The 23,116-nt window shown below is 73.0% G+C and carries 23 protein-coding genes; 9 read left to right on the top strand and 14 right to left on the bottom strand.

The window, feature by feature from the left end:
* Positions 1–29 precede the first annotated feature (29 nt).
* The gene (locus HF526_RS20755; protein WP_169383209.1) at positions 30–749 is read right to left on the bottom strand and encodes a PIG-L deacetylase family protein; all 720 of its coding nucleotides are present in this window, start codon (positions 747–749) and stop codon (positions 30–32) included.
* A gap of 59 nt (positions 750–808) precedes the next feature.
* Between HF526_RS20755 and HF526_RS20750 the strand changes: the two genes are divergently transcribed.
* Positions 809–2,446, top strand: a complete 1,638-nt coding sequence (locus HF526_RS20750; RefSeq protein WP_169383208.1) for an ABC-F family ATP-binding cassette domain-containing protein — start codon at positions 809–811, stop codon at positions 2,444–2,446.
* A 78-nt stretch (positions 2,447–2,524) separates the two neighbouring features.
* On the opposite strand, the gene HF526_RS20745 is transcribed toward HF526_RS20750, so the two are convergent.
* From HF526_RS20745 to HF526_RS34675, 4 genes are read right to left on the bottom strand one after another with little or no spacing between them, the layout of a single operon-like run.
* Positions 2,525–2,830 carry an adhesin gene (locus HF526_RS20745; RefSeq protein WP_169383207.1) on the bottom strand — a complete coding sequence of 102 codons (306 nt, stop codon included), beginning with the start codon at positions 2,828–2,830 and terminating at the stop codon, positions 2,525–2,527.
* 51 nt (positions 2,831–2,881) lie between these two features.
* Positions 2,882–3,709, bottom strand: coding sequence for an aldo/keto reductase (locus HF526_RS20740; protein WP_169383206.1), 828 nt, complete (start codon positions 3,707–3,709; stop codon positions 2,882–2,884).
* Positions 3,710–3,764: 55 nt separating this feature from the next.
* Entirely contained in the window at positions 3,765–4,280 is a 516-nt protein-coding gene (locus HF526_RS20735; protein ID WP_211177552.1) for a patatin-like phospholipase family protein, read from the bottom strand.
* Positions 4,216–4,923, bottom strand: a complete 708-nt coding sequence (locus HF526_RS34675; protein WP_211177551.1) for a hypothetical protein — start codon at positions 4,921–4,923, stop codon at positions 4,216–4,218. Before HF526_RS34675 ends, HF526_RS20735 begins: the two co-directional genes overlap by 65 nt.
* 165 nt (positions 4,924–5,088) lie before the next feature.
* On the opposite strand from HF526_RS34675, the gene HF526_RS20730 reads away from it, so the two are divergent.
* Positions 5,089–5,493: a nitroreductase family deazaflavin-dependent oxidoreductase gene (locus HF526_RS20730; protein ID WP_169383205.1), complete on the top strand. Its 405-nt coding sequence runs from the start codon at positions 5,089–5,091 to the stop codon at positions 5,491–5,493.
* A 27-nt stretch (positions 5,494–5,520) separates the two neighbouring features.
* On the opposite strand, the gene HF526_RS20725 is transcribed toward HF526_RS20730, so the two are convergent.
* From HF526_RS20725 to HF526_RS20705, 5 genes are all read right to left on the bottom strand, one after another.
* Complete coding sequence (locus tag HF526_RS20725) at positions 5,521–8,478, bottom strand: FAD-binding and (Fe-S)-binding domain-containing protein (protein WP_338051629.1); 2,958 nt, start codon at positions 8,476–8,478, stop codon at positions 5,521–5,523.
* Between the two features lie 4 nt (positions 8,479–8,482).
* Complete coding sequence (locus tag HF526_RS20720; RefSeq protein ID WP_169383203.1) at positions 8,483–9,013, bottom strand: FmdB family zinc ribbon protein; 531 nt, start codon at positions 9,011–9,013, stop codon at positions 8,483–8,485.
* A 67-nt stretch (positions 9,014–9,080) separates the two neighbouring features.
* Complete coding sequence (locus tag HF526_RS20715) at positions 9,081–10,370, bottom strand: hydroxyacid-oxoacid transhydrogenase (protein WP_169383202.1); 1,290 nt, start codon at positions 10,368–10,370, stop codon at positions 9,081–9,083.
* A 31-nt stretch (positions 10,371–10,401) separates the two neighbouring features.
* Positions 10,402–11,214 (bottom strand): N-acyl homoserine lactonase family protein, encoded by an 813-nt coding sequence (locus tag HF526_RS20710; RefSeq protein ID WP_169383201.1) that lies wholly within the window; start codon positions 11,212–11,214, stop codon positions 10,402–10,404.
* Positions 11,215–11,321: 107 nt separating this feature from the next.
* Positions 11,322–12,023: an FCD domain-containing protein gene (locus tag HF526_RS20705; protein WP_169383200.1), complete on the bottom strand. Its 702-nt coding sequence runs from the start codon at positions 12,021–12,023 to the stop codon at positions 11,322–11,324.
* Positions 12,024–12,388: 365 nt separating this feature from the next.
* Here HF526_RS20705 and HF526_RS20700 point away from each other — a divergent pair, with 365 nt between their 5' ends.
* From HF526_RS20700 to HF526_RS20680, 5 genes are all read left to right on the top strand, one after another.
* Positions 12,389–13,075: an ANTAR domain-containing response regulator gene (locus tag HF526_RS20700; protein ID WP_169383199.1), complete on the top strand. Its 687-nt coding sequence runs from the start codon at positions 12,389–12,391 to the stop codon at positions 13,073–13,075.
* Between the two features lie 16 nt (positions 13,076–13,091).
* On the top strand, positions 13,092–14,000 hold the full coding sequence (locus HF526_RS20695) for a 1,4-dihydroxy-2-naphthoyl-CoA synthase (RefSeq protein ID WP_169383198.1): 909 nt from the start codon (positions 13,092–13,094) through the stop codon (positions 13,998–14,000).
* A 10-nt stretch (positions 14,001–14,010) separates the two neighbouring features.
* Entirely contained in the window at positions 14,011–15,189 is a 1,179-nt protein-coding gene (gene menE, locus HF526_RS20690) for an o-succinylbenzoate--CoA ligase (protein ID WP_169383197.1), read from the top strand.
* 162 nt (positions 15,190–15,351) lie between these two features.
* Entirely contained in the window at positions 15,352–16,629 is a 1,278-nt protein-coding gene (locus HF526_RS36485) for a hypothetical protein (RefSeq protein ID WP_169383196.1), read from the top strand.
* A gap of 9 nt (positions 16,630–16,638) precedes the next feature.
* The gene (locus HF526_RS20680; protein WP_169383195.1) at positions 16,639–17,520 is read left to right on the top strand and encodes a 1,4-dihydroxy-2-naphthoate polyprenyltransferase; all 882 of its coding nucleotides are present in this window, start codon (positions 16,639–16,641) and stop codon (positions 17,518–17,520) included.
* On the opposite strand, the gene HF526_RS20675 is transcribed toward HF526_RS20680, so the two are convergent.
* A complete protein-coding gene (locus tag HF526_RS20675) occupies positions 17,476–17,913 on the bottom strand; it encodes a DUF4229 domain-containing protein (RefSeq protein WP_169383194.1) in 438 nt (145 codons plus the stop codon). The two genes, HF526_RS20680 and HF526_RS20675, sit on opposite strands and share 45 nt — an antisense overlap.
* A 235-nt stretch (positions 17,914–18,148) precedes the next feature.
* Between HF526_RS20675 and HF526_RS20670 the strand changes: the two genes are divergently transcribed.
* On the top strand, positions 18,149–18,367 hold the full coding sequence (locus tag HF526_RS20670; protein WP_169383193.1) for a BldC family transcriptional regulator: 219 nt from the start codon (positions 18,149–18,151) through the stop codon (positions 18,365–18,367).
* 111 nt (positions 18,368–18,478) lie between these two features.
* The gene (locus HF526_RS20665) at positions 18,479–18,691 is read left to right on the top strand and encodes a hypothetical protein (RefSeq protein WP_169383192.1); all 213 of its coding nucleotides are present in this window, start codon (positions 18,479–18,481) and stop codon (positions 18,689–18,691) included.
* 40 nt (positions 18,692–18,731) lie between these two features.
* Here the strand turns inward: HF526_RS20665 and HF526_RS20660 are convergent, their stop codons facing one another.
* The 3 genes from HF526_RS20660 to resB all read right to left on the bottom strand — a co-directional run.
* Positions 18,732–20,399 (bottom strand): MinD/ParA family ATP-binding protein, encoded by a 1,668-nt coding sequence (locus tag HF526_RS20660; RefSeq protein ID WP_338051628.1) that lies wholly within the window; start codon positions 20,397–20,399, stop codon positions 18,732–18,734.
* Between the two features lie 96 nt (positions 20,400–20,495).
* Positions 20,496–21,473, bottom strand: a complete 978-nt coding sequence (gene ccsB / locus HF526_RS20655) for a c-type cytochrome biogenesis protein CcsB (protein ID WP_169383191.1) — start codon at positions 21,471–21,473, stop codon at positions 20,496–20,498.
* The coding region (resB, locus tag HF526_RS20650) for a cytochrome c biogenesis protein ResB (protein ID WP_420821647.1) at positions 21,473–23,116 on the bottom strand (1,644 nt) is incomplete at its 5' end. The genes resB and ccsB, both read right to left, overlap by 1 nt.

Genomic DNA, 23,116 nt, shown 5'->3' with positions numbered 1-23,116 from the left:
CCTGGCACCACTTACCGCGCACGAGCGACTCACACGGGGATGAGTTCCCAGGCCACGGCCAGCTCCGCGCCGGGCAGGCGGGCGCCGTCGGCCTCGGCGATCGGGCGCAGGAACTCCTCCGGATCCGCCATCGCGCCACCCAGGGCGGCCAGGTAGGCGTCATGCGCCCGCAGCGAGGCGACGGCCCGGTCGAACGTCGCGCCGATGTCCACGGCGTGCCCGGCCAGCGGCGACGCCGCCACCGCGACCCACCGCACCCCGTCCCACGGCTCCCCGCCCTGGTCCGGGAACACCCATCGGTTGCCCGCGTCGTGCACCGCGTCCAGCGTCGCGAGCCCGACGTGACGGTGGTCGGCCATGTTCAGCCCGCCACCGGGCCAGGTCTCCCGGTGGTTGGAGATGATCACCAGCTCGGGCCGGTGCCGGCGAATCGCGACGGCGATGTCCCGGCGCAGCGGCAGCCCGTACTCGACCACGCCGTCGGGGTGGTCGAGGAACTCCACGTCCGACACCCCGACCTCGGCCGCCGCGGCCCGCTGCTCGGCCTCCCGCAGCGGCCCGCACTCGGCGGGCGGGAGCGTGTCGATGCCGGCCTCGCCCCGGGTGGCGAGCAGGTAGGCGACGGTACGGCCCTCGCCGGTCCACCGCGCGACGGCGCCGGAACCGCCGTACTCCAGGTCGTCGGGATGGGCGACGACGGCGAGCGCCCGCTGCCAGTCGGTGGGCATCGGCTCATACGGGTCGGTCATGCCCGGCATCCTGCCGCCGCCGATCCGCGAACGGGACCCTCCGGATAACGTCGCCCTCGATGAGCGCGATCCTGCAGGCCTCGGGCCTCGCCGCGGGCCACGGCGACCGCACCCTCTTCTCCGGCCTGGACCTCGTGGTCGCCCCCGGGGACGTCGCCGGGCTGGTCGGCGCGAACGGCGCCGGGAAGTCGACGCTGCTGCGGCTGCTCGCCGGCGTGGACGACCCCGAGCAGGGCACGGTCACGGTGAGCCCGCCGGAGGCGACGATCGGGCACCTGCCGCAGGAACCCGACCGCCGCCCGGGCGAGACCGTCGCCGCGTTCCTGGCCCGGCGCACCGGTGTGGCCGCCGCGCAGGCCGAGATGGACCGCACCGCCGCGGCGCTGGGCGAAGGCGCCCCGGGCGCCGACGACGCCTACGCGGCCGCGCTGGACCGCTGGCTCGCCCTCGGCGGCGCGGACCTGGACGAGCGCACCGGTGAGGTCGCGGCCACGGTCGGGCTCGGCGTCGCGCTCGACGCGCCGATGACCGCGCTGTCCGGCGGGCAGGCGGCCCGCGCGGGGCTCGCCGCCCTGCTGCTGTCGCGCTACGACGTGCTGCTGCTCGACGAGCCCACCAACGACCTCGATCTCGACGGGCTGGAGCGCCTGGAGCGGTTCGTGACGGGGTTGCGCAGCGCCTGCGTGATCGTCAGCCACGACCGGGAGTTCCTGGCCCGCACCGTCACCCGGGTCGTCGAGCTGGACCTGGCCCAGCAGCAGGTCGCGGTGTACGACGGCGGCTACGAGAGCTACCTCGTCGAGCGCGAGGTGGCCCGGCGGCACGTCCGCGAGGCCTACGAGGAGTACGCCGACACTCGTTCCGCCCTGCACGAACGGGCCCAGATGCAGCGCAACTGGATGGCCGCGGGGGTGCGCAACGCCCGGCGCAAGTCCGGCGACAACGACAAGATCAGCCGCAAGCACCGGGCCGAGACCAGCGAGAAGCAGGCCGCGAAGGCCCGCCAGACCCAGCGCATGATCGAGCGGCTGGAGGTGGTGGAGGAGCCGCGCAAGGAATGGGAGCTGCGGATGACCATCGCCGCCGCACCGCGCTCCGGCACGGTCGTGGCGACCCTGGGCGGCGCCGTGGTGCGCCGCGGGGACTTCATCCTCGGCCCCGTCGACGCCCAGGTCGACTGGGCCGACCGGGTCGTCATCACCGGGGCGAACGGCTCGGGCAAGTCGACGCTGCTCGGCGCGCTGCTGGGCCGCATCCCCGTCTCCGCGGGCACGGCCGGGCTGGGCTCGGGGGTACGGGTCGGTGAGATCGACCAGGCCCGGGGGTTGTTCCTCGGCCCGGAGTCACTGGCCCGCGCGTTCGGCGACGCGGTGCCGGACTGGTCGGAGTCCGAGGTCCGCACGCTGCTGGCCAAGTTCGGGCTCACCTCCGCGCACGCCCCGCGGCCGGCCGCGTCGCTGTCGCCGGGCGAGCGGACCCGCGCCGCGCTGGCACTGCTGCAGGCCCGCGAGGTGAACCTGCTGGTGCTCGACGAGCCGACCAACCACCTCGACCTGCCGGCGATCGAGCAGCTGGAGTCCGCGCTGGACTCCTTCCCCGGCACCGTGTTGCTGGTCACACACGACCGCCGAATGCTCGACAGCGTGCGGACCACCCGGCGCTGGACCGTCGCCGGCGGGCGGCTCACCGAGCACTGACCGGTGCCGGCCCCGGGACACGAAAGGGCCGGTGTGCGCGGCTGCGCACACCGGCCGGGAATCGTGCGGGTCAGGCCCTCACGCGTTCGGCGCCGCCTGCGGGCCGATGGCGAAGCGGAGCTCCTCCTGGCCGTCGGGCGTGGTCACCGGCTGCACGTCGAGGACCTTGTCGTCGAGCACCTGAGCCGCCACCGGCTCGAGGAAGACCGTGATCCCGTCGCCGCTGAGCACGGTGTCCTGCTCGATCGGCTGGGCCGCGAGGGAGAGCTCGAGGCCCTGATCCGGGTCGGTGGCCGCAATGCGCAGCCCACCCCCTTCGGGAAGCTCAGCGCCGGCGGTCAGGGACTTGATGGCTTCGGCCGCGGTATCGGTGATTGCCAACATGCCGCACCACGGTAGGCCCCCGCGGCGAACCCCGCAGGACCGCTGGGCGACTCAGCCGAAATCGTCCGGGTCGGGCCCGAGCCGGGTGCCGGTGTCGAGCTCGTCGATCGTCGCGACGTCGTCGGCCGCCAACTCGAAGTCGAACACGGCGATGTTCTCCCGGATCCGGGACGGGGTGACCGACTTCGGGAACACGATGTTGCCCAACTGCAGATGCCATCGGAGCACGATCTGGGCGGGGCTCTTCCCGTACTTCTCGGCGAGTGCGACGAGCCGGGGGTCGGCGAGCAGCTCACCGCCCTTCGCGATCGGGCTCCACGCCTCGGTCGCAATGGCGTTCTCCCGGTGGTAGGCGCGCAGCTCGGCCTGCGGGAACCACGGGTGCAGCTCGATCTGGTTGACCGCGGGGACGGTGCCGGTCTCGGCGGCGAGGCGTTCCAGATGCGCGATCTGGAAGTTGGAGACGCCGATCGCGCGGCTCTTGGCCTCGCGGGCGATCTGCTCGAACGCCTTCCAGGTTTCGACGTACCGGTTCTCCCCGGGCCGCGGCCAGTGGATCAGGAACAGGTCCACGTGGTCGAGGCCGAGCCGGTCCAGGCTCTCGTCGAGAGCCTTGAGCGCCTCGTCGTGGCCGTGCCGGTCGTTGCCGAGCTTGGTGGTGATGAACAGCTCGTCGCGCGGAATGCCGGAGGCGGCGATGGCGCGCCCGACGCCCTCCTCGTTGCGGTAGCCCTGGGCGGTGTCGATGTGCCGGTACCCGGCGTCCAGGGCTGCTCCGACGGCGTCGGCGGTGTGGGCCGGCTCGATCTGGAAGACCCCGTAACCGAACTGCGGGATCTGCACTCCGTTGTTCAGCGTCACCGTGCTGACCTCTGTCATGCTCCGGCCTACCCGCACGAACCGACCGGCTAATCGGGAGGCCGGCGCCGCCGGTTCAGCCGGCCCACACCTCCCGCACCGCCGCGGCCGCCGCCCGCGCCTGGGCCCGGCCCGCGCGGGCGGAGAACGCCCTGTGCGCCGGGTCGAGCACGGTGCGCCCGATGGCGTGCCGGGCCGCGTCGTCCGGGCTGACCACCGCCACCCGGAACCGCGCCCGCAGCGTCTCCACCTGGGCGTCGACGCCCACCACCGGGCCGAATCCGCGGGTCAGCGGGGCCAGCACGACAACGCGGTCGTACCCGGCGGCGAGATCGGCGTTGGCCACCGAGCGCACCCCGCCGTCGATCCAGCGGCTCCCGCCGGTGGTGATCGGCGGCCAGATGCCCGGGACCGCGCAGCTCGCGGCGACGGCCTCGACCAGCGGCGCGCCGGCCGTCCGGTCGAACGCGCGGAACTCCCCGGACCGGGCGTCGACGACCGGTACCGCACGATCCGTTCCCGGCCCGTCACCGCCGGCCCCGGTTCGGCGGCGACGAGCGAGGGGCGGCGCCCGACCCGGCTCGCCGCCCACGCCGGCGACCGGCCCGGGTCGCGGCAGCGCCGCTCGGCATGTCCCATCCGGCCACTGCGTCCGGCGGCCATCGGTCGGGTCCGGGCGGCTCCGGTTCGAACTCGGCCCAGCCGTCAGGCCGCGAGCCCGACGTCGGAACGTCCGCGACGAGCGCTCCCCGCGCCATCTGCTCGTTCAGGTACTCCGCGGACTCCCGGTAGGGCAGGTAGCACTCGCACGGGATCGGTGACCGATCGCCCTCCGGCCGCGGCCTGCCGTCCAGGCCGGGCCCGGCGTAACAGATCAGCGGCGTGCGCAGCTCCCACAACGGATCGCTGCCCTCGTCGAACCGGCCGGTGCCGTCGAGGAAGTCGAGGAAGTGCCGGAGTGCGATCTCGACACCTTCGGGCCACCGCGCCCGGTGCCGGAAACACCAGTTCGGGATCTCGCAGCGGAGCAGGCCGCGTACTCCGACACGCGTCCACAGGGTGAGCGAGTCGTGGTCGCCCTCGAACGGCCGGACGCCCGCCAGGACGAGCGCCAGCAGATCGGGATCGACCGGCTCCGCCTGATCGCAGCTCCAGGCGCAGACCTCGTCGATCAACAGCCGGTGTTCGACCCGGACCGCAGCGATGGCCTCGGCGAAGGGGACCGGACGGGGCATGACGACCTCCCATACTCGAACTGACGTTCGAACAAGAGGTTGTCACGCAACCCCGACAGTCGCGGCCGCGCCACGGGTCCCGCGCCGGTCGCCGCGATGCGTTGACAAGCCGGCACCGCCGACCTGAAACTCAACAAGCAGCGAATTTTCCAGCCGGGAGCCCCGATGTCCCCCTTGCCACGGGCCGTGGCTCGCTTCAACCGCAAGGTTCTCAACCACGTCACCACGCCGATCGCGTCCTGGCTGCCGGGCTTCGGCGTGGTCGTTCATCGCGGCCGTCGTTCAGGGCGCACCTACCGGACCCCGGTGAACGTCTTTCCGACCTCCCACGGCTACGTGGTCGCCCTGACCTACGGGCCCGGCGCGGACTGGGTGCGCAACGTCGCGGCCGCGGGCGGCTGCGTCCTGCACACGGGCAGACGGCACCTGCACCTCACCGAACCCCGGGTGTTCCACGACGAGAGCCGACGCGACACGCCGCTCGTCGTGCGCCGGATCCTCGGCCTGACCGGCGTCGCGGACTTCCTCGAACTCCGGCTGGCACCCGGTACCGGTGCAGACGACCGCTGACGCCGGTACCGGCCCGCAGGGCGCGTTCTACCCGTTCGCGTCATCTCCCGAGCTCAGGCCGAGCGCGGTGGCCGCCAGCTGGGCCAGGTGCACCGGTTCGCGCGTCCCGGCCTGGCGCAGCTGGGTGCGGCAGCTGAACCCGTCGGCCAGCACCGCGACGTCGGCGTCCGCGGCCCGCACCGCGGGCAGCAGCACCCGCTCCGCGCAGGCCATCGACACCTCGTAGTGGCCCCTCTCGAAACCGAAGTTGCCCGCGAGCCCGCAGCAGCCGGAGTCCAGCACCTCGGCCTCGACGCCGAGCGCGGCCAGCACGGCTTTGTCGTCGTCGGCACCGATCTCGGCGTGCTGGTGGCAGTGCACCTGCACGAGCGCCTTCTGCCCGGCCACGACCACGACCTCGGGCAACTCGTCGATGTGGTGGGCGAGAACCTCGGCGAACGTGCGCACGCCACCCGCCAGCGCGGCGGCCAGCGGCTCGTCGGGCAGCAGTTCCGGGCCGTCGGCGCGCAGCGCCGCGGTGCACGAGGGCTCCAGCCCGACCACCGGGACGCCCGCGGCCAGCCACGGCGCGATCGTCCGCAGGCTGCGCCGCAGCACCTTGCGTGCGGCGTCCACCTGGCCGGTCGAGGTCCAGGTCAGCCCGCAGCAGACGTCGCGCGGCGGGAGCTCCACGACGTAGCCCAGCGCCTCCAGCACCGCCACCGCATCGGCGGCGATGACCGGGTCGAAGTGGTTGGTGAACGTGTCGGGCCACAGCAGCACCCGCCCGCGCGGCGCCCCCGTCTGCCACGAACGGCACTTTCGTTCAATAGGTTCGACCGAACGTGCCGTTCGTGACAACGGGGAACGGGTGGAGCGGGCGGCGGCGGTCGCGGTGAAGGGGCGGCGCGCGATCGGCGGGATGGCGCGCTCCGGGGCGATGCCGCCGGCCCGCTTCACCGCGGCCGCCAGCGGGCCGCGGGCCGCGGCGTTCAGCGCGTCGACGGCACGGGCCGGCAGCCTGCCGACCATCCGCAGCCACCGCGGCAGCGCGCCCATCGAGTAGTGCGACGCCGGGCGCCGCTTGCCCTTGTAACGCTGCGCGAGGTACTCGGTCTTGTAGGCGGCCATGTCCACGCCGACCGGGCAGTCACGCTTGCAGCCCTTGCACGACAGGCACAGATCGAGGGCCTCGGCGACCTCCGGCGACTCCCAGCCGCCCGTGATCACCTGGCCGTTCGCCATCTCGAACAGCAGCCGGGCCCGGCCGCGGGTGGAGTGCATCTCCTCGCCGGTGGCCCGGTAGCTCGGGCACATCACCCCGCCCGACGCGGTGACGCACTTGCCCACGCCCAGGCAGCGCCGGGTGGCCCGGGTGAAGCTGCCGCGGTCGTGCGCGAACGCGAGCTCCGGCTCGTCGCGCAGCGTCGGCATCCCGACGAAGATCCGCAGGTCGTCGTCCATCTTGGCCGGCCGCACGATGCGCTCCGGGTTCATCCGCTCGTCCGGGTCCCAGATCGCCTTGAACTCCTCGAACGCGGCGATGATCTGCGGCGGGTACATCCGGGGCAGCAGCTCGGCGCGGGCCTGCCCGTCGCCGTGCTCGCCGGACAGCGACCCGCCGTGCGCGACGACGAGGTCGGCGGCGTCGGTCATGAACGCCCGGAAGTTCGCGATGCCGGCCCGGGTGAGCAGGTCGAAGTCGATCCGGACGTGCAGGCAGCCGTCGCCGAAGTGCCCGTAGTAGGCGCCGCGCCGGTCGTGGCGGGCCAGCAGCGCGTCGAACTCGCGCAGGTAGGCCCCGAAGCGCTGCGGCGGGACCGCGGCGTCCTCCCAGCCCGGCCAGGCCTCGCCGCCGTCCGGGCTGCGGGTGAGGATCCCGGCGCCGTCCTCGCGGATCCGCCACAGCGCCTTCATCGCCGCCGGGTCGCCGACCACGACGCTGCCGGTGACGCCGTAGGGCCTCATGGCCGTGACGACGGCGTGCGCGGCGGCCTCGGCCGCCTCCCGGGTGTCACCGCCGGTCTCGACGTAGAGCCAGCCACCGCCCTCCGGCAGCGCCCGGCTGGCCCGCTCCACGGGGTTGTGCGCGCGCAAGGCCGCGATCAGCCCGGCGTCCATGCCCTCGATGGTCAGCGGGTTGTGCTCCCGGACGACCACCACGTTGTCGGCGGCGATGTAGGCGTCGGGGAAGCCGAGCACGGCCAGCGCCCGGGCGGCCGGCGACTCCACCAGCCGGACCGTCGCCCCCAGCACCGTGGCGCAGGTGCCCTCGGTGCCGACCACGGCCTTGGCCAGGTCGAACCCGTTCTCCGGCAGCAACTGGTCGAGGTTGTAGCCCGACACCCGGCGGGTCAGGTCGGGGAAGCCGGAGCGGACGTCGTCGGCGAGCTTGTCGCGCAGGTCGCGCAGCGCACCGGGGATGCCACCGGCGCCCGGACCCGGCTCGCCGCGGCCGAGGGTGAGCCGCTCGCCGCGGTAGGTGAGCACGTCGAGGGCGTGCACGTTGTCGACGGTCTTGCCCCAGGCCACCGAGTGCGAGCCGCACGCGTTGTTGCCGATCATCCCGCCGAGCGTGCAGCGGTTGTGCGTGGACGGGTCCGGACCGAACGTGAGCCCGTGCGGGCGGGCCGCGTCGCGCAGCGTGTCGAGCACCAGGCCGGGCTGGACGCGCGCGGTGCGCGCGTCCGGGTCGATCTCCACGATGCCGTTCATGTGCTTGGTGAAGTCGAGCACGACGGCGGTGTTGACGGCCTGCCCCGCGATCGACGTGCCGGCGCCACGGGGCAGCACCGGGACCCCGTGTTCGCGGCACACCGCGACGGCGGCCTCGACGTCGGGGGCGTCCCGGGGCGCGACCACCCCGATCGGCACCCGGCGGTAGTTCGACGCGTCGGCGGAGTACATCGCCCGATGCGCGGCGTCGAAGCGGACCTCGCCGCCGACGGCGGCGGCGAGGTCGCCACGCAGGGCACGGAGGTCTCGGGGAAGGTCCTGCTGACTCACGCGCTCAGTGTGAACCGGACGATGAACCCGGCGACGACCCGGACGGTTTCGGGGGCGCGGCCGTGGAGGGCTTCTCGGCGGCCGGCTCGGCCGGGCCGTGCGAGTGCCCGTGGCCGTGCCCATGCCCGTGTCCGTGCCCATGCCCGTGCCCGGTGCCCGCGGAACCCGAACCGGCGCCGCTTCCGAGGACCGGGTCCCCGGCACGCAGCGGTGCGTCGTGGTAGCGGCCCTCGTGGGCGAGGATCGGCCGCTGGTCGCCGGCCAGTTCGGGATACGCCGACTCGAGCTTCTGGCGGCGCTCCCACTGCTTCTGCATCCGGGTCACGTACTCCCGGTTGCCGTTGTAGACCCCGCGCCAGGTCTGCGGCATCTGCTCCTTCGACAGGCCCGCGTCGGCCTGCCCGCCGAGGCTGAAGCCGGCCGGGATCTTGCGCGTCGCCCCGCCGCACTCCGGGCAGGCCGGCGCGTCGGCGTCGAACGAGGTCAGCCGCTCGAAGCGCAGGCCGCAGTCGCAGCGGTAGACGTAGATCGGCACTACAGGCACCTCCGGTGCTCGTGCGCGGTAAGCGGTGCGCCGGCACCACTTACCGCGCACGGGGGCTTTACCAATTGGAGATGGACTTCGTGAGGATGCCGGCGATGTCGTCCTCGGTCGGCGTCTTCGGACAGGTCGCCAGCAGCCGCTGCTGCTTCATCGTGCCGGGCACCAGGTCGGGCACGTCGGCCTCGGTGTAGCCGACGCCGCCGATCCCGTTCGGGATCCCGATGTCGCGCATCAGCCGGATCAGCACCGACGGCAGCTGCTCACGCGGGTCGTTGACCTTGTCCGCCCGCGGGTCCATCAGTTCCGCGGCCCGCAGGTGGCGCTCCGGGGCACTCTCGAACGAGAACCGGAACGCCTCCGGCGCGGTCAGCGACACCGACTGCCCGTGCGGGACCATCGGCTCGTCCTGGGGATAGCCCGCCGGCCGGTAGTCCTTGACCATGCCGGCGATGGGGTAGGCGTTGGCGTGCGGGATGTGCACGCCGGAGTTGCCGAAGCCCATGCCGGCGAAGGTCGCCGCCATCATCATGTTCGACCGCGCCTCGAGGTTGTCCCGCCCCTCGTGCACGGCCTTCCGGAACGACTGCGCGAGCAGGGTCATCGCCTTCTCGCACCACAGGTCCGACACCGGGTTCGACCCGCAGTAGGTGACCCGCTCCTCGGGCTTGCGGCGGTCGAACGTCGTGTACCAGCGCGCCGTGTAGGACTCGAGCGCGTGGCACACGATGTCCATCCCGGACGCCGCGGTCACCTCCGGCGGCAGCGACAGGGTCAGCAGCGGGTCGATGACGGCCAGGGTCGGCCGCAGCCGCCAGTGGCTGATCCCGGTCTTGACCTTCATCGACAGGATGTCCAGCACGCACATCGCGGTCGACTCGGAACCGGTACCGGCGGTGGTCGGGATGGCGACGAGCGGCTTGAGCTGACCCGGCGGGACCTTCGCGCTACCGATCGGCTTGTTGATGTAGTCCATCAGCTCGCCGGGGTAGCTGGTCAGCAGATTGATCGCCTTCGCGGTGTCGATCGCCGAACCGCCGCCCACGGCGACGAACCCGTCCCACGGGCCCTGCACCCGCGCGTACTCCGTCGCCTTGTTCATCGAGTCGTCGGTGGGCTCGACGTGCACGCCGTCGAAGATCTCCGACTCGATGTCGTAGCGCTTGAGGTTGTCCGCGATGCGCTGCGGCGCCCCGATCGCGTTGATGCCGGGGTCGGTCACGATGAGGACCCGCTTCACCCCGTAGCCGGACATCTCGAATCCGACCTCGTCAGAGGCGCCGGCACCGAACTTCAGCGGCGGCGCACCCCAGGTGAAGATCGTCTCCTCGGTCAGGTCGACGTCGGTCATGCCTTCCTCCTGCCGGGCGTGTGCACTGCCGTCACGTGTAGGAGCCGTCCGGCACCACACGCAGTTGGTGGATCTGGTCCGGGTCGTGGCCGAAGATCATCTGTGCGCCGGTCTTCTCCTGGATGCCGCGGAGCTTCTCCACCGACGAGTAGAACTGCTCCATGTTGTTGACGATCGCGGCCGGCGTGGCGGGTGGGCCGTAGCTGTCACCCATGTACACCGCATCCGAAGTGAAGATCATCGTGCCGGTGTCGGGCAGGTCGACCTGCATCGACATACAGCCCGGGGTGTGCCCCGGGGTCTGGATCAGCCGCACCCCGGGCAGGAAGTCGGTGTCGCCGGAGACCGTCTCGAAGTTCAGGCCCTCGTAGTCGGTCTTGAGGTGGGCGCCGTTGAACAGCTCGTCGAAACCGGTGGCGAACTCCAGCTCCTTGTCGCTGACCACGAGCCGGGCGTTGGTGTTCTCGAACATCCGCACGTTGCCGGCGTGGTCGAAGTGCAGGTGCGACAGGATCACGTAGTCGATCTCGTCGAGGCCCACGCCCATCGTCTTGAGCCGGGAGTCCAGGTACTCGTCGTCGCCGACCGCGTCGTAGGGGAAGAAGTCCTGGAAGCCGGTCGGCGCCCAGCGCTCCTGCCAGTCCCGCGGGCAGCTGGTGTCCCAGAGCACCTTGCCCTCGTCGGTCTCCACGAGGACGCAGTGCGTGGGCACCTCCGACCACGGCGCCGGCTGGTCCTTGTCGTGGATGGAACGGATGGTCCGGCCGGGCTTGAGCAACAGCCAGGTCAGGTCGGCGTGCATGGCCCCGCAGGGGATGATGCTCACCTTGTTCGCAGTTGCCATCGTGGTCCCTTCGGCACTGAGGGGTAGATGACGCGCGCTCGCGCGCGTGCAGCGTGACCGTGACATGTGGCATGTCACACGTCAATCCGTGCGCACACATGGATGCGTCAGGCCGGGTTGGTCCAGCCGAGATCGACGTCCACCGCACCCGGCCCCGCGCCCGCCTCCTGGGAGATCAGCAGCTCGGCAGTGTGCTGGATGTGCGCGCGCATCGCCTCGGCCGCCCCGTCGGCGTCCCCGGCCTCGATGCGCTCCAGCACCTCCCGGTGCTCGGCCACGATGTCGCCCAGGCTGCGCGATGCACGGGCGGTGGAGACCCCGCGGCGCAGCACCGTGTCGCGCAGCCCGTCGACGTACTCGGCCAGCCGCCGGTTGCCGGCGGCTTCCAGCACCGACCGGTGGAACCGCCGGTCGTGCTCCATCAACCGGAACTCGTCGTCGGCCTTCGCCGCGCGCTCCATGGCCTGGTAGAGCCGCCGCAGTTCCTTGCACCCGGCGACGTCGAGCTGCCCGACGGCCCGCCGGGTGGCCGGCACCTCGAGCAGCAGCCGCAGCGCGAAGACCTCCTCGAGGTCGTGCAGCGAGGTCTCCAGGACGCGCACGCCGCGGTTGCGCTCGAACCGCACCATGCCCTGCTGGGCGAGCTTGATGAGCGCCTCGCGGACCGGGGTGCGGGACACCCCGAGCTGGCCGGCGAGGGTCTGCACGGAGTGCAGCGTGCCGGGCAGCAGCTCACCGGTGATCACCGCGGTGCGCAGCGCGTCGAGGACCTGCGCGTTGACCGTCTCGGACGGCCTGACCTGCCTCACCGTTGACGCCCACGCACCGGGCGAGCGTGGCACGCCGTATTCCGCTCGGTCAACGAGCGCTGCGGTCACGGCGCGGTGGACGTCCGCGCCGGGTCCGGGGCCGGCGACAGCGGGCCTGCGGCCCGGTTCACCGCATCCTCGTGGACCGCCCTCGCCGCACCGCCGACGCCGCCGCGCGGCTGCGGCCCGGCAGCCGGCCGGCACCGGCGTCCTCCTCGGACGGTGAGCACGGGCACAGCCCGATTGGTCGTCTTCGGCCGGGAGCACTGCGTCCGCCGCCCCCGCGGCTTGCTAAATTCTTCCGGCGCAGGTCCAGCAGCGAGGCCGGCGGTCCCCCGTAGACCGATCCCGCTGGACAGGTGCCCATGCCCGACGACCTCGATCTGTCACGCTCGATCGAGGCCTTGACCGGATCCGACACGACCGACCAGGTCGGCCGATTCCGCCTCGACCTGCGCACCGGCCGGTGGACCTGGTCGGACGAGCTGCTCGCACTCCACGATCTCGCGCCCGGCGCCGCGCAGGTGGCCCCGACGCTGCTGGCGCTGCGGCATCCCGACGACCGTGGCGCCGACCAGGGACCGGTGACGGCCGCGATCGCCGCCGCCCGCCCGTTCGCCTCCGCCTTCCGGATCGTCAGCCCGGCCGGGCGCACCCGCACGGTGCTGGTCGTCGGCGAGCCCGAGCGCGACGCGGACGGCGCCGTGATCGCGGTGCGCGGCCACCTGGTCGAGCTCGCGGGCGCGGCGCGCCGGGAGTCCGAGCTGCAGGCACGGGCCGAGCAGTTGGAGACAGCGCTGCGCACCCGGCCGGTGATCGAGCAGGCCAAGGGCATGTTGATGCTGATGCACCGGTGCTCCGAGGAGGCCGCGTTCCGGTTGCTCATCGGTGTCTCGCAGGCGAGCAACCGCAAGCTGCGCGACGTCGCCGCCGAGATCGTGGAGGCGCTGGCCGGAGACGATCCGTTGCCGGAACCCACCGCACGGGTCCTCGCCGCCGAACTCGCCCAGCTGGCCCGCCGCGACGGGGCCGACCAGGCCGCTCGGCACTGAAAGTACTGTCGCAGGCGTGACCGACGCCGTCTCCGAGTTGTTCGATCCCGAAGCCTGGCGGGTCGTCCCCGGCTTCGACTTCACCGACATCACCTACCACCGGGCGGTGTCCACCGGCGCGGTGCGGATCGCGTTCGACCGCCCCGAGGTGCGCAACGCGTTCCGCCCGCACACGGTCGACGAGCTGTACCGCGCGCTGGACCACGCGCGGCAGACCCCGGACGTCGGCTGCGTGCTGCTGACCGGCAACGGGCCGTCCCCCCGCGACGGCGGCTGGGCGTTCTGCTCGGGTGGCGACCAGCGGATCCGCGGGCGCACCGGCTACCAGTACGCGAGCGGCGAGACGGCGGAGTCGGTGGACCCGGCGCGCGCGGGACGGCTGCACATCCTCGAGTGCCAGCGGCTCATCCGGTTCATGCCCAAGGTGGTCATCGCGGTGGTGCCGGGCTGGGCCGCCGGCGGCGGGCACTCGCTGCACGCGGTCGCGGACCTGACCCTGGCCAGCGCCGAGCACGCCCGGTTCAAGCAGACCGACGCCGACGTGGGCTCGTTCGACGGCGGGTACGGCTCGGCGTACCTGTCCCGCCAGGTCGGGCAGAAGTTCGCGCGGGAGATCTTCTTCCTCGGCCGGACCTACACCGCCGAGCAGATGCACCACATGGGCGCGGTGAACGAGGTGGTCCCGCACGCCGACCTGGAGAAGGTCGCGCTGCAGTGGGCGACGGAGATCAACGGCAAGTCGCCGACCGCGCAGCGGATGCTCAAGTATGCGTTCAACCTCGCCGACGACGGCCTGGTCGGCCAGCAGCTGTTCGCCGGGGAGGCGACCCGGCTGGCCTACATGACCGACGAGGCCGTCGAGGGCCGCGACGCGTTCCTGCAGAAGCGCGAGCCGGACTGGGCACCCTACCCGTGGCACTACTGAGCGGCTCCCGATGACGGCTCTGCTACGCGCGGTCCCGGTCGACGGCGCGCCGGAAACGATCGACGGCCTGGTGGACGCGCTCGGCGCCGCCCTGGACGGCCGCGGGCCCGCGGTCCTGCCGGTCGGCCCGCAGGCGCGGGACCGGGCCGACCCGGCCGCGCCGCCGGCGCCGGGCACCGCAGTGGTGATCACCACGTCGGGGTCCACGGGTGAGCCGAAGCACGTGATGCTGAGCGCCATGGCGCTCACCGCGTCGGCGCGGGCCACCGAGACCCGGCTCGGCGGGCCGGCCCGCTGGCTGCTCGCCCTGCCCGCGGATCACGTGGCCGGGGTCCAGGTGATCGTGCGCGCGCTGCTGGCCGGGGCCGGCCCGGTGGTGCAGGACGTCCGCGACGGCTTCCGGGCCGACGCGTTCGCCGCGGCGACCGCGCGACTCGACCCGGCCGCCCGGCGCTACACCAGCCTCGTGCCCACCCAGCTGCTCCGGCTGCTCGACGCCGGCGGTGCCGGGCTCGAAGCGCTGCGCAGCTACCACGCGGTGCTGGTCGGCGGGGCCGCGCTCGACGCCGCGCTGCGCGCCCGTGCCGAGGCGGCCGGGGTGACGATCGTCGCCACCTACGGGATGAGCGAGACCGCCGGCGGCTGTGTCTACGACGGGGTGCCGCTGGACGGCGTACAGGTCCGGTTCGCCGCCACCGGCCCCGACGGTACGGACGGCGCAGGGGGCCGGATCCTGCTCGGCGGCCCGACGCTGGCCGCGGGCTACCTCGGGCGCGCCGAGGAGACCGCGGCCGTGTTCACCGACGGCTGGTTCCGCACCGGCGATCTCGGCCGCTGGACCGGCGGCCGCCTCGAGGTGCTCGGCCGCGCCGACGACGTGATCATCACCGGCGGCGAGAAGGTCGCTCCGGCGGCGGTCGAGCGGGTGCTGGCCGGCCTGCCGGGGGTGAAGGCGGCGTGCGTGGTGGGGCTGCCCGACCGGCAGTGGGGTGAGATCGTCGCCGCCGCGCTGGTGCTGGCCGACCCCGCCGCTGATCTCGAGCCGGTGCGTGCGGCGGTACGCGACGAGATCGGCCGGGCCGCGGTGCCGCGCCGGCTGCTCGCGGTGGCCGACATCCCGTTGCGCGGCGTCGGCAAGCCGGACCGGACCGCCGTCCGGCGACTGCTCACCGCAACCACCGAATCCTGACCAATTGCCCCGATCGGGTTATCTACTACTACACCCCATGGTGGTGCTCACTCTGCGTTGATTGACCACTACTGACTTGTTCGATCTGCTGCGATCACTGACGGAACATGCATCACTGCCGTCACCCGAGTCACACAGGTCGAGCCAGAGGGAGTCGACAGAATGCCGACGAGGCTGCGCACCGCGCTGCTGATCGCAATCGCCGGCGCACTCATGGGCGGCACCGTCGTACCCGCCTCGGCACAGGAGCCCGCCCAGACGTCCTGGTCACCGGATCTCTCCACGGGCGAGGCCGCCGGTGTCTCGGTACGCAGCGACGGGGCCGAGCTGGACCCGGCACAGGCCCACCTCGCTCCACAGGACGACGCGACCGCCGGCGCGATGACCGAGGGCGGCCCCGACGCCGCCGGTGCGCTCGTGCCGACCGGGATGCTGACGCTCGACGCCCGCACCCTGGACCACGCGACCGACCGGGTGGACTCCACACTGGATGCCGACCTCCCGCCGGGCAGCACCGCCACCGTCGACGTACGCGGCCGCCGCGCCAACGGGAACTGGACCGAGTGGATCCCGGGCACGCCCGCCTCGGGTGGCACCACGGGCGCCAGCACCAGCACCGTCGAGCTCCCCGAGCCCAGCACCGTGGTGCAGAGCCGGCTCGTCCTCGCCGGTCCGCCCGGCACCGAGCCGCTGGTCCGCGACGTGCGCCTCACCGCACACCCCGCGTCGCCGTCGTCGCTGACCGAGGGCGGGGCCGAGCAGGGCCCGGTGCTCAGCTACCCGGTCTTCGCGACCCGGGAGGGCCTGGTCGGTGGCACCACGGCGAACGGGCACGTGATCGCCCCCCGGGACCACTTCGTCGCACTGCCCTCCCGCAGGGCGCTCTCACCGCGTGACACCAGCGACTACTCGGTCAAGGTCTGCGCCCCCAACCGCCGGTGCGCCTTCGCCCCCGTCTGGGACATCGGCCCGTGGAACACCCGCGACGACTACTGGAACCCCGGCTCGATCCGCCAGAACTGGGGCGATCTGCCCCAGGGCGTGCCGCAGGCGCAAGCCGCCTACCGCAACGGCTACAACGGCGGCAAGGACCAGTTCGGCCGCAAGCTCGTCAACCCGGCCGGGATCGACCTCGGCGACGGCGTGTTCTGGCACGCTCTCGGCCTCCGGGACAACTCGATGGTCACAGTGGACTACCTGTGGACCGGATCGGTCCGGCTGTCCAAGGTGAGCGCCCGGTCCGGGTCGGTCGACGTGTACGCCGCACCACGCAGCGACGCCGAGGTCGTCGGGATCGCCGCGGACAACGCGGACGTGCCGGTGGAATGCGGCCTCGGCAGCGGCCCGAACGCGTGGCTGCAGATCGGCGACGGCCAGTTCGTGGTGGCCGCCGCAGTCCCCGACCCCGGTCGGGTCAAGACCTGCGCCGGCGCGGGATAAGTTTCTCCCGTGGCCACTCTGGCGCAATGGATCGAAGGCGCCCGCCCGCGCACCCTCCCGACGGCGATCGCGCCGGTGCTCGTCGGCACCGGAGCGGCCCTCGGCGACGGCACCGTCGCCCCCGGGCGGGCGCTGCTCGCGCTCGTCGTGGCCGTCGCGCTGGTGATCGCGGTGAACTTCGCCAACGACTACTCCGACGGCATCCGCGGCACCGACGACGAGCGGGTGGGTCCGTTGCGGCTCGTCGGGTCGAAGGCGGCCGCGCCCGCGGCGGTGCGCACCGCCGCGTTCGTCGGGTTCGCGATCGCCGGGCTCGCCGGGCTGACCCTGGTCTCGCTGAGCCGGCAGTGGTGGCTGATCGCCGTCGGCGCGGTGTGCATCGCCGGCGCCTGGTTCTACACCGGCGGCAAGCGCCCGTACGGCTACGCCGGCCTCGGCGAGGTCGCGGTGTTCGTCTTCTTCGGCCTGGTCGGAGTGTTCGGCACCGTCGTCACCCAGAGCGGGCCGCCCGGGGCGCTCGCGATCATCGGCGCCGTCGGCGTCGGCCTGCTGACCTGCGCGGTGCTGGTGGCCAACAACCTGCGCGACATCCCGACCGACGAGGTGGCGGGCAAACGCACCCTGGCCGTGGTACTCGGGGAGAAGGACACCCGCCGGTTCTACGCCGCGCTGGTCCTGGTCCCGTTCGTGCTCAGCGCACTGGCCGGGCTGCGCAGCCTGCCGATGCTGCTCGGGCTGCTGGCCCTCCCGCTCGCCGTCGCCCAGGCTCGCCGGGTCCTCGGCGGGGCCGACGGCCGGAAGCTGATCCGCGTGCTGCGTGACACCGGCTTCCTGCTGCTGGCTTGGTCAGTCGCGACCGGTGTCGGACTCGCGCTGGGCGGCCTCGCCTGACGACGGCTCGGCCGCGGGGCGCGCCCAGTAGGCCGCGGCCACGTCGACCCGCGGTGGATCCGCCGGCGACCGGTCACCCGGCTGCTCCTCCCCGCGCAGCCGGGCCCGCAGCGCCTCCCGCTCCGCGGCCCGGCGCTCCCGCGCGACGGCCAGCGCGCCGTCGAGGCGCCGCCGCAGCCCGCGGAAGAGCACCAGCGACAGCGGCAGCGCCACGATCAGGGCCAGCAGCAGCGCGAGCAGGAACGGAATACCCGCCAGGGCGAGGACCGCGGTCAGCACCGCGAGGAGGCCCAACCGGGCCAGCGTGTAGAGCGCCAGCGTCATGCCCAGTCCGGGCTGCCGCCCCGGTCCGGCGCCGGTGGGTCCGGGAGGGGTCAACGCGGAGTCGGTCATGCCCCGAGGGTACGGCCGTGGGCACCGGCGCCGCCGGGACGGGCGGGGTGCATCATCGACACCAGGAGCGCCACCCGCCGCTGCGCCGTTTGCGCATCGATGTTGTCGATCATCCGGTTGGGAACACTCGCCCGATTAGTCCTTGGTGAGCCCTTTACCTTCGGACAACCGTTCGAGTACCCGGGGTCCGAGGTGTCACGATGGCCCGGAAATCAACGAAGTGTGGGAGGCCCGGATGTCCACTCCGACCCAGAACGCGAACGAGCGGCTGCTCACCCCTGGCGAGGTGGCCACCCTGTTCCGCGTCGATCCCAAGACCGTGACCCGCTGGGCCTCGGCCGGACGGATCGGCTCGATCCGCACGCCGGGCGGTCACCGGCGGTTCCGTGAGTCCGAGGTTCGCGGCATGCTCGCCGACCTCACGAGCGAGGCGACCCTCCCCACCCGGGGCTGAGTCGACTCATCACCGAGTGAGGGGCCCGATACCCGACCGTAGCCGGGTGTCGGGTTCCTTTACCCGGCTCCAGCGCCCTCTCCGCTAGCCTCGGAGGCGGAGGTGGTGGCGATGCTGTTCCTTGTCGCGTTCGCAGGTGCCGCGATCATTGCGCTGCTGCTGTGGAGGGCGATGAACACCGAGCGCGCAGACATCCCCAGCGCGCCCCGACGCCCGGCGACCGGCCACGCGCGGCCCCGCACGAGTGGGCCCGACGACGACCCCGAGTTCCTGCGTCAACTCGACGAGAAGGTCAAGCGCCGCGACGATCCGCCCGCGGTCTGAGGCCTGCGCCGCAGTACCGCTCGCGGCGCCGTCCCGCGGTTCAGGACGGGAACCCGTCCGCCACCGACGCCGCCAGCTCCAGCAAGGCGATCCGCGTCCCCGGCTCCAGCCGGTCCAGATCCACCTCCGCACCTTCCTCCAGGTGTGCGTCGAACGGGATCCGTACCACCGCCCGGCAGCGCAGCGCGAAGTGCTCGGCCACCCGGTCCAGGTCCACGCCGCCGGCCGAGCGGTGCACGCAGTTGATCACTGCGACCGCGTTCTGCACCAGGTCGCCGTGGCCGTGCGCATCCAGCCAGTCCATGGTCGCCGACGCGCTGCGGGCACCGTCGATCGAGCCTGACGAGACGATGATCAGCTGATCGGCCACACCCAGCACGCCGTACATCGCCGAGTGCATCAGTCCGGTGCCGCAGTCGGTCAGCACGATGTTGTAGAAGTGCTCGAGCAGGTTGACCGTGCGCCGGTAGTCGTCCTCGCTGAACGCCTCGGAGACGGCGGGGTCCTGCTCGCTGGCCAGCACCTCCAGCCGGGAGGGGCCCTGCGAGGTGTAGGCGCGCACGTCTGTGTAGCGGCGGACCCGCTGCGCGTCGCGCAGCAGATGCCGGACCGTGGCGCTCGTCTCCAGCGGGATCTTCTGGCTCAGCGTGCCGCGGTCGGGATTGGCGTCCACGGCGACCACCCGGTCCCCGCGCAGCGACGCGAACGTCGCCCCGAGGGTGGCCGTCATCGTGGTCTTCCCCACACCGCCCTTCAAGCTCAGCATCGCGATCTTGTAGCAACCCAGCAGCGGCTGGTTGACCCGCGCGGTCAGTTCGCGCCTGCGGATGTCGGCGGGGCTCTCCCCCGGATTGATCAGCCGCCCGGACGCCCGGTAGATCAGCCGCCGCCAGCCGGACTGCGGGGGCCGCTTGGTGGGGCGCAACAACCGCGCCGAGGACAGGTCGGCACCTCCGGTGAGATCCGCCTCGCCGTTGCGGGCTCGCTGGGCCTCCTGCGCCGCGACGGCGCCCGGATCGATCCAGCCCATGCCCCGGGGCGGGGTACGCAGGTCCGGCTGCCCGACGGGGGGCCGCAGGGGCGCGACGTCGGCCCGGGCCGCGGCGGCGGGCGGCTGCGGCGCCGGGGCGGCAGGCGGCGCTGAGGCGGCAGGCGGCTGCGGCGCCGACGGGTGCGGCTCCCGGGCCGGGGTGGCCGGCGGCGCGGTCTCCCGCTGCCACTCAGCGGGCGCCGCAGCGGTGGACCGGGCGGCCACGGGCGGTGGTGGCGCCTGCTCGCGCGGGATCGCCGCCGAGTGGACGACGGAGGGCCGCTCCGGCCGCTGGGCTGCGGGCGTGGCCGGTGCCGGCCTGGCCGCGCGGTCCGAGGCGATGGTCTCGACCGGGCGCTCCTCGGCCGGGGCGGAGCGCAGATCGATTCCCGACGGCGGGGTGGTCGGGTCGATCTCCGACACCAGGTCCTCGGCCGCCTCGGCGTCGAGCCCGGAACCCCAGATGTCGTTCTGTGCGGTCCCCTCCCAGCCGGTGGCCCGGCGGTGGGCGTCCGGCGCAGCCGGCTTGGACTCGATCACCGGCTCCGATCGGGGAGCGGGCGGGGACGTGTCGCGGCGGGTCGGCCGGCTCGCGGCCGACGGATCGGCTCCCCAGCGTTCGCGCACGTAACGCCCCACTGAGCCATCCGGGAAGTCCTCCGGCTCTCGCTCGCTCACAGAAGCCGACCGTAGTCGCGCGGGGCGCCGCGGTCGAGGTGCGGCCCGGCCGGTCGGCCTACCGGCTGATGCTCCGGCCGGCAGGCACGTCTGCTCTCAGGAGGGAAGACCGGCGTAGGAGTGCAGGCCGGCGACGACCATGTTGATGAAGAAGAGGTTGAACACCACGACCGCGAAGCCCAGCGCGTTGATCCATGCCGCGCGGGTCGTGCGCCAGCCCGCGGTGGCCCGGGCGTGCAGGTAGGCGGCGTAGACCACCCAGGCGACGAACGCGACCGTCTCCTTCGGGTCCCAGCCCCAGAACCGGCCCCAGGCCGCTTCGGCCCAGATCGCACCGGCGATCACCGCGAAGGTGTAGATCGGGAAGGCGACGGCCGTCACGCGGTAGGCGAGCCGGTCGAGCGAGGCCGTCGACGGCAGCTTCTCGACCAGCCCGGCGGCCTTGCCGGTGCGGCTGAGGAGGTACAGCAGGCTCGCGACGCCCGCGACGAGGAACAGGCCCGAGGCCAGCGTCACCGTCGTGACGTGAATGACCAGCCAGTACGACTGCAGCGCCGGCACCACCGGGGCGGCCTGCGCGTACAGCACGGTCCCGCCGAGGAACATCAGGATCAGCACCGGGGTCAGCACGAACACCCCCGCCCGGCGCAGCGACGGCGAGCGGCGCAGCACGACCAGCCAGGTGACCATCGCCGCCAGGCAGATCGCCGCGGTGAACTCGTACATGTTGCCCAGCGGCCAGCGCTGGGCGGCCAGGCCGCGCAGCACGATCGCGGTGAGGTGCAGCAGCACCCCGAGCACCGTCAGCGAGACCGCCATCCGGCCGAAGCGCTCCGAGCGGGGCCGGCCGGCCGGCGCTGCGGGCTCCGTGGGCTCGTCCACCGCCGCCACGGGCGGCTCGGACCCGGTCTCGCCGCCGGCGCCGACGAGGGCCGCCGCCTTGACGTCGGCCTTGGCCGAGTCGCGGGCGGCCACGTACTCCGCGGCGTGCAGCAGCATGGCGAGCACGTAGACCGCGACCGCGCCCATGTAGAAGCGGTCGCTGAAGAGCGAAAGGACCGGGTCGATTGGCATCAGGTGTCCTTCGGTGGTGATTCCACAAGGTCCGCCCGCAGGCGGTGGAACTCCTCGCCGTAGCCGGCCTGGTCCGTGCGGGCCAGACCGCCGATCTCCACGACGGTACGTCCGGCACCGTCCGGTCCGGTACCCGGGGTGACCCGGACCCAGAACCGCCGGCGTTTGATCGAGAGCGACAGCCCCAGCCCGAGCAGGATGAGGATCGCGAACACCAGAACGGCGTCCTCTCCCGGGTCGTGGCTGACCTGCAGCGACACCCAGGGGATGACGTCGTCGAAGCGCACCGTGGTGCCGTCGTCGAGGCGGACGCTCTCCCCGGGGCGCAGGTTGGCCCGCGCCACCCGCTTGAGCTCGCCGGAGTCGACCTTGCTCTGGTCGATGGTGAAGATCGACTGGCCGCGGCCGTCGTCGAGGCCGAGGTCGCCGCGCAGGACGTCCACCGCGACCTCGGGGTCGCGCAGCTCGGGGAACACCGACGTGACGACCTTGCCGCCGGAGCTCGTCGGCGCGAACAGCCCGGTGACGGCGAGCTGGCTGGTGCGGCGCTGCTCGTCGTCGGCCACGCCGGGGCGCTCGAACTTCGTGGCGCCCTCCGAGAGCAGGGTGCCCTGGTCGACCGGCTTCCACTGGATCTCACCGGTGCGCTGCTGCCCGTCGGGCCAGGTGACGGTGAACCGCGGCGCGTAGCCGTGGCCGAGCAGGTAGACCCGGGAACCGTCGAGCCGCAGCGGGTGGTTCACCGACAGCGGGTAGGGGGTCCAGGTGGTGCGACCGGCGGCGAGGTCCGCGGCGCTCTGGTAGCCGATGTCGGACTTGTAACTGAGGGGCTGGCCGTTGGGCAGGTAGTCGGCCTCGAAGTCGTTGACCTTCACACAGAACGGTTCGAGCTGGGTGCCGTCGACGCGGAGCCCGGGGCGGAACGAGTCGTACCCCAGGATCGACGAGTTGCAGAACTGCCCGCCACCGGTGAGCACGATGACCTGGCCCTCGTAGCCGTACAGCTTGCCGGCCGCGAAGCCGATGAGCAGCCCGACCAGGCTGAGGTGGAAGACGAGGTTGCCGGTCTCGCGCAGGTAACCCCTCTCGGCCGAGATCGTCCGCGCGCCCGAGGCCTCGGTGGCCTCGGCGGTGCGCCAGCCGAACCGGCGCCGGGCGCCCAGCCGGGTGCGCACCCGGTCCAGGAACTCCTCGGCGGGCATGTCGACGGTCGCCTCGGCGTGGTGCGGCAGCCGGGACAGGTTGCGCGGGGTGGCCACCGGGGCGGCGCGCATGCCGCGCGCGTACTCGATCGTCCGCGGCAACAGGCAGCCGATGAGCGAGATCATCAGCAGCAGGTAGATCGCGGCGAACCAGGGAGCGGCGAAGACGTCGAAGAAGCCGAGCTTGTCCAGCCAGGGCGCGAGCCGGGGGTAGTCGGTGAAGTACTGGTCGACGAGCTGCTGGTTCAGCGAGCGCTGCGGGAGCAGCGCGCCCGGCAACGCGGCGAGGGCCAGCAGGAACAACAGCACGAGCGCGGTGCGCATGCTGGTGAGCCCGCGCCAGGTGTTGCGCAGGAAGGCCAGTGCCCGGGATGCGGCGCCCGGACGCCGCGAGGGCGGTTCGGCGGTGTCGCTGGGGCTCGCCTGGGGCGGCGAGGGGGG

The sequence above is a fragment of the Pseudonocardia acidicola genome (assembly GCF_012911935.1).
GTDB classification, from domain to species: domain Bacteria; phylum Actinomycetota; class Actinomycetes; order Mycobacteriales; family Pseudonocardiaceae; genus Pseudonocardia; species Pseudonocardia acidicola.
This window is presented reverse-complemented; position numbering and strand designations above follow the sequence as displayed.

Excerpts from the sequence above, each read along its gene's own strand:
- HF526_RS20755 (WP_169383209.1), bottom strand. The coding sequence starts at position 749 with ATGACCGACCCGTATGAGCCGATGCCCACCGACTGGCAGCGGGCGCTC.
- HF526_RS20750 (WP_169383208.1), top strand. The coding sequence starts at position 809 with ATGAGCGCGATCCTGCAGGCCTCGGGCCTCGCCGCGGGCCACGGCGAC.
- HF526_RS20745 (WP_169383207.1), bottom strand. The coding sequence starts at position 2,830 with ATGTTGGCAATCACCGATACCGCGGCCGAAGCCATCAAGTCCCTGACC.
- HF526_RS20740 (WP_169383206.1), bottom strand. The coding sequence starts at position 3,709 with ATGACAGAGGTCAGCACGGTGACGCTGAACAACGGAGTGCAGATCCCG.
- HF526_RS34675 (WP_211177551.1), bottom strand. The coding sequence starts at position 4,923 with ATGCCCCGTCCGGTCCCCTTCGCCGAGGCCATCGCTGCGGTCCGGGTC.
- HF526_RS20730 (WP_169383205.1), top strand. The coding sequence starts at position 5,089 with ATGTCCCCCTTGCCACGGGCCGTGGCTCGCTTCAACCGCAAGGTTCTC.
- HF526_RS20715 (WP_169383202.1), bottom strand. The coding sequence starts at position 10,370 with ATGACCGACGTCGACCTGACCGAGGAGACGATCTTCACCTGGGGTGCG.
- HF526_RS20710 (WP_169383201.1), bottom strand. The coding sequence starts at position 11,214 with ATGGCAACTGCGAACAAGGTGAGCATCATCCCCTGCGGGGCCATGCAC.
- HF526_RS20700 (WP_169383199.1), top strand. The coding sequence starts at position 12,389 with ATGCCCGACGACCTCGATCTGTCACGCTCGATCGAGGCCTTGACCGGA.
- menE (WP_169383197.1), top strand. The coding sequence starts at position 14,011 with ATGACGGCTCTGCTACGCGCGGTCCCGGTCGACGGCGCGCCGGAAACG.
- HF526_RS36485 (WP_169383196.1), top strand. The coding sequence starts at position 15,352 with ATGCCGACGAGGCTGCGCACCGCGCTGCTGATCGCAATCGCCGGCGCA.
- HF526_RS20675 (WP_169383194.1), bottom strand. The coding sequence starts at position 17,913 with ATGACCGACTCCGCGTTGACCCCTCCCGGACCCACCGGCGCCGGACCG.
- HF526_RS20670 (WP_169383193.1), top strand. The coding sequence starts at position 18,149 with ATGTCCACTCCGACCCAGAACGCGAACGAGCGGCTGCTCACCCCTGGC.
- HF526_RS20665 (WP_169383192.1), top strand. The coding sequence starts at position 18,479 with ATGCTGTTCCTTGTCGCGTTCGCAGGTGCCGCGATCATTGCGCTGCTG.
- ccsB (WP_169383191.1), bottom strand. The coding sequence starts at position 21,473 with ATGCCAATCGACCCGGTCCTTTCGCTCTTCAGCGACCGCTTCTACATG.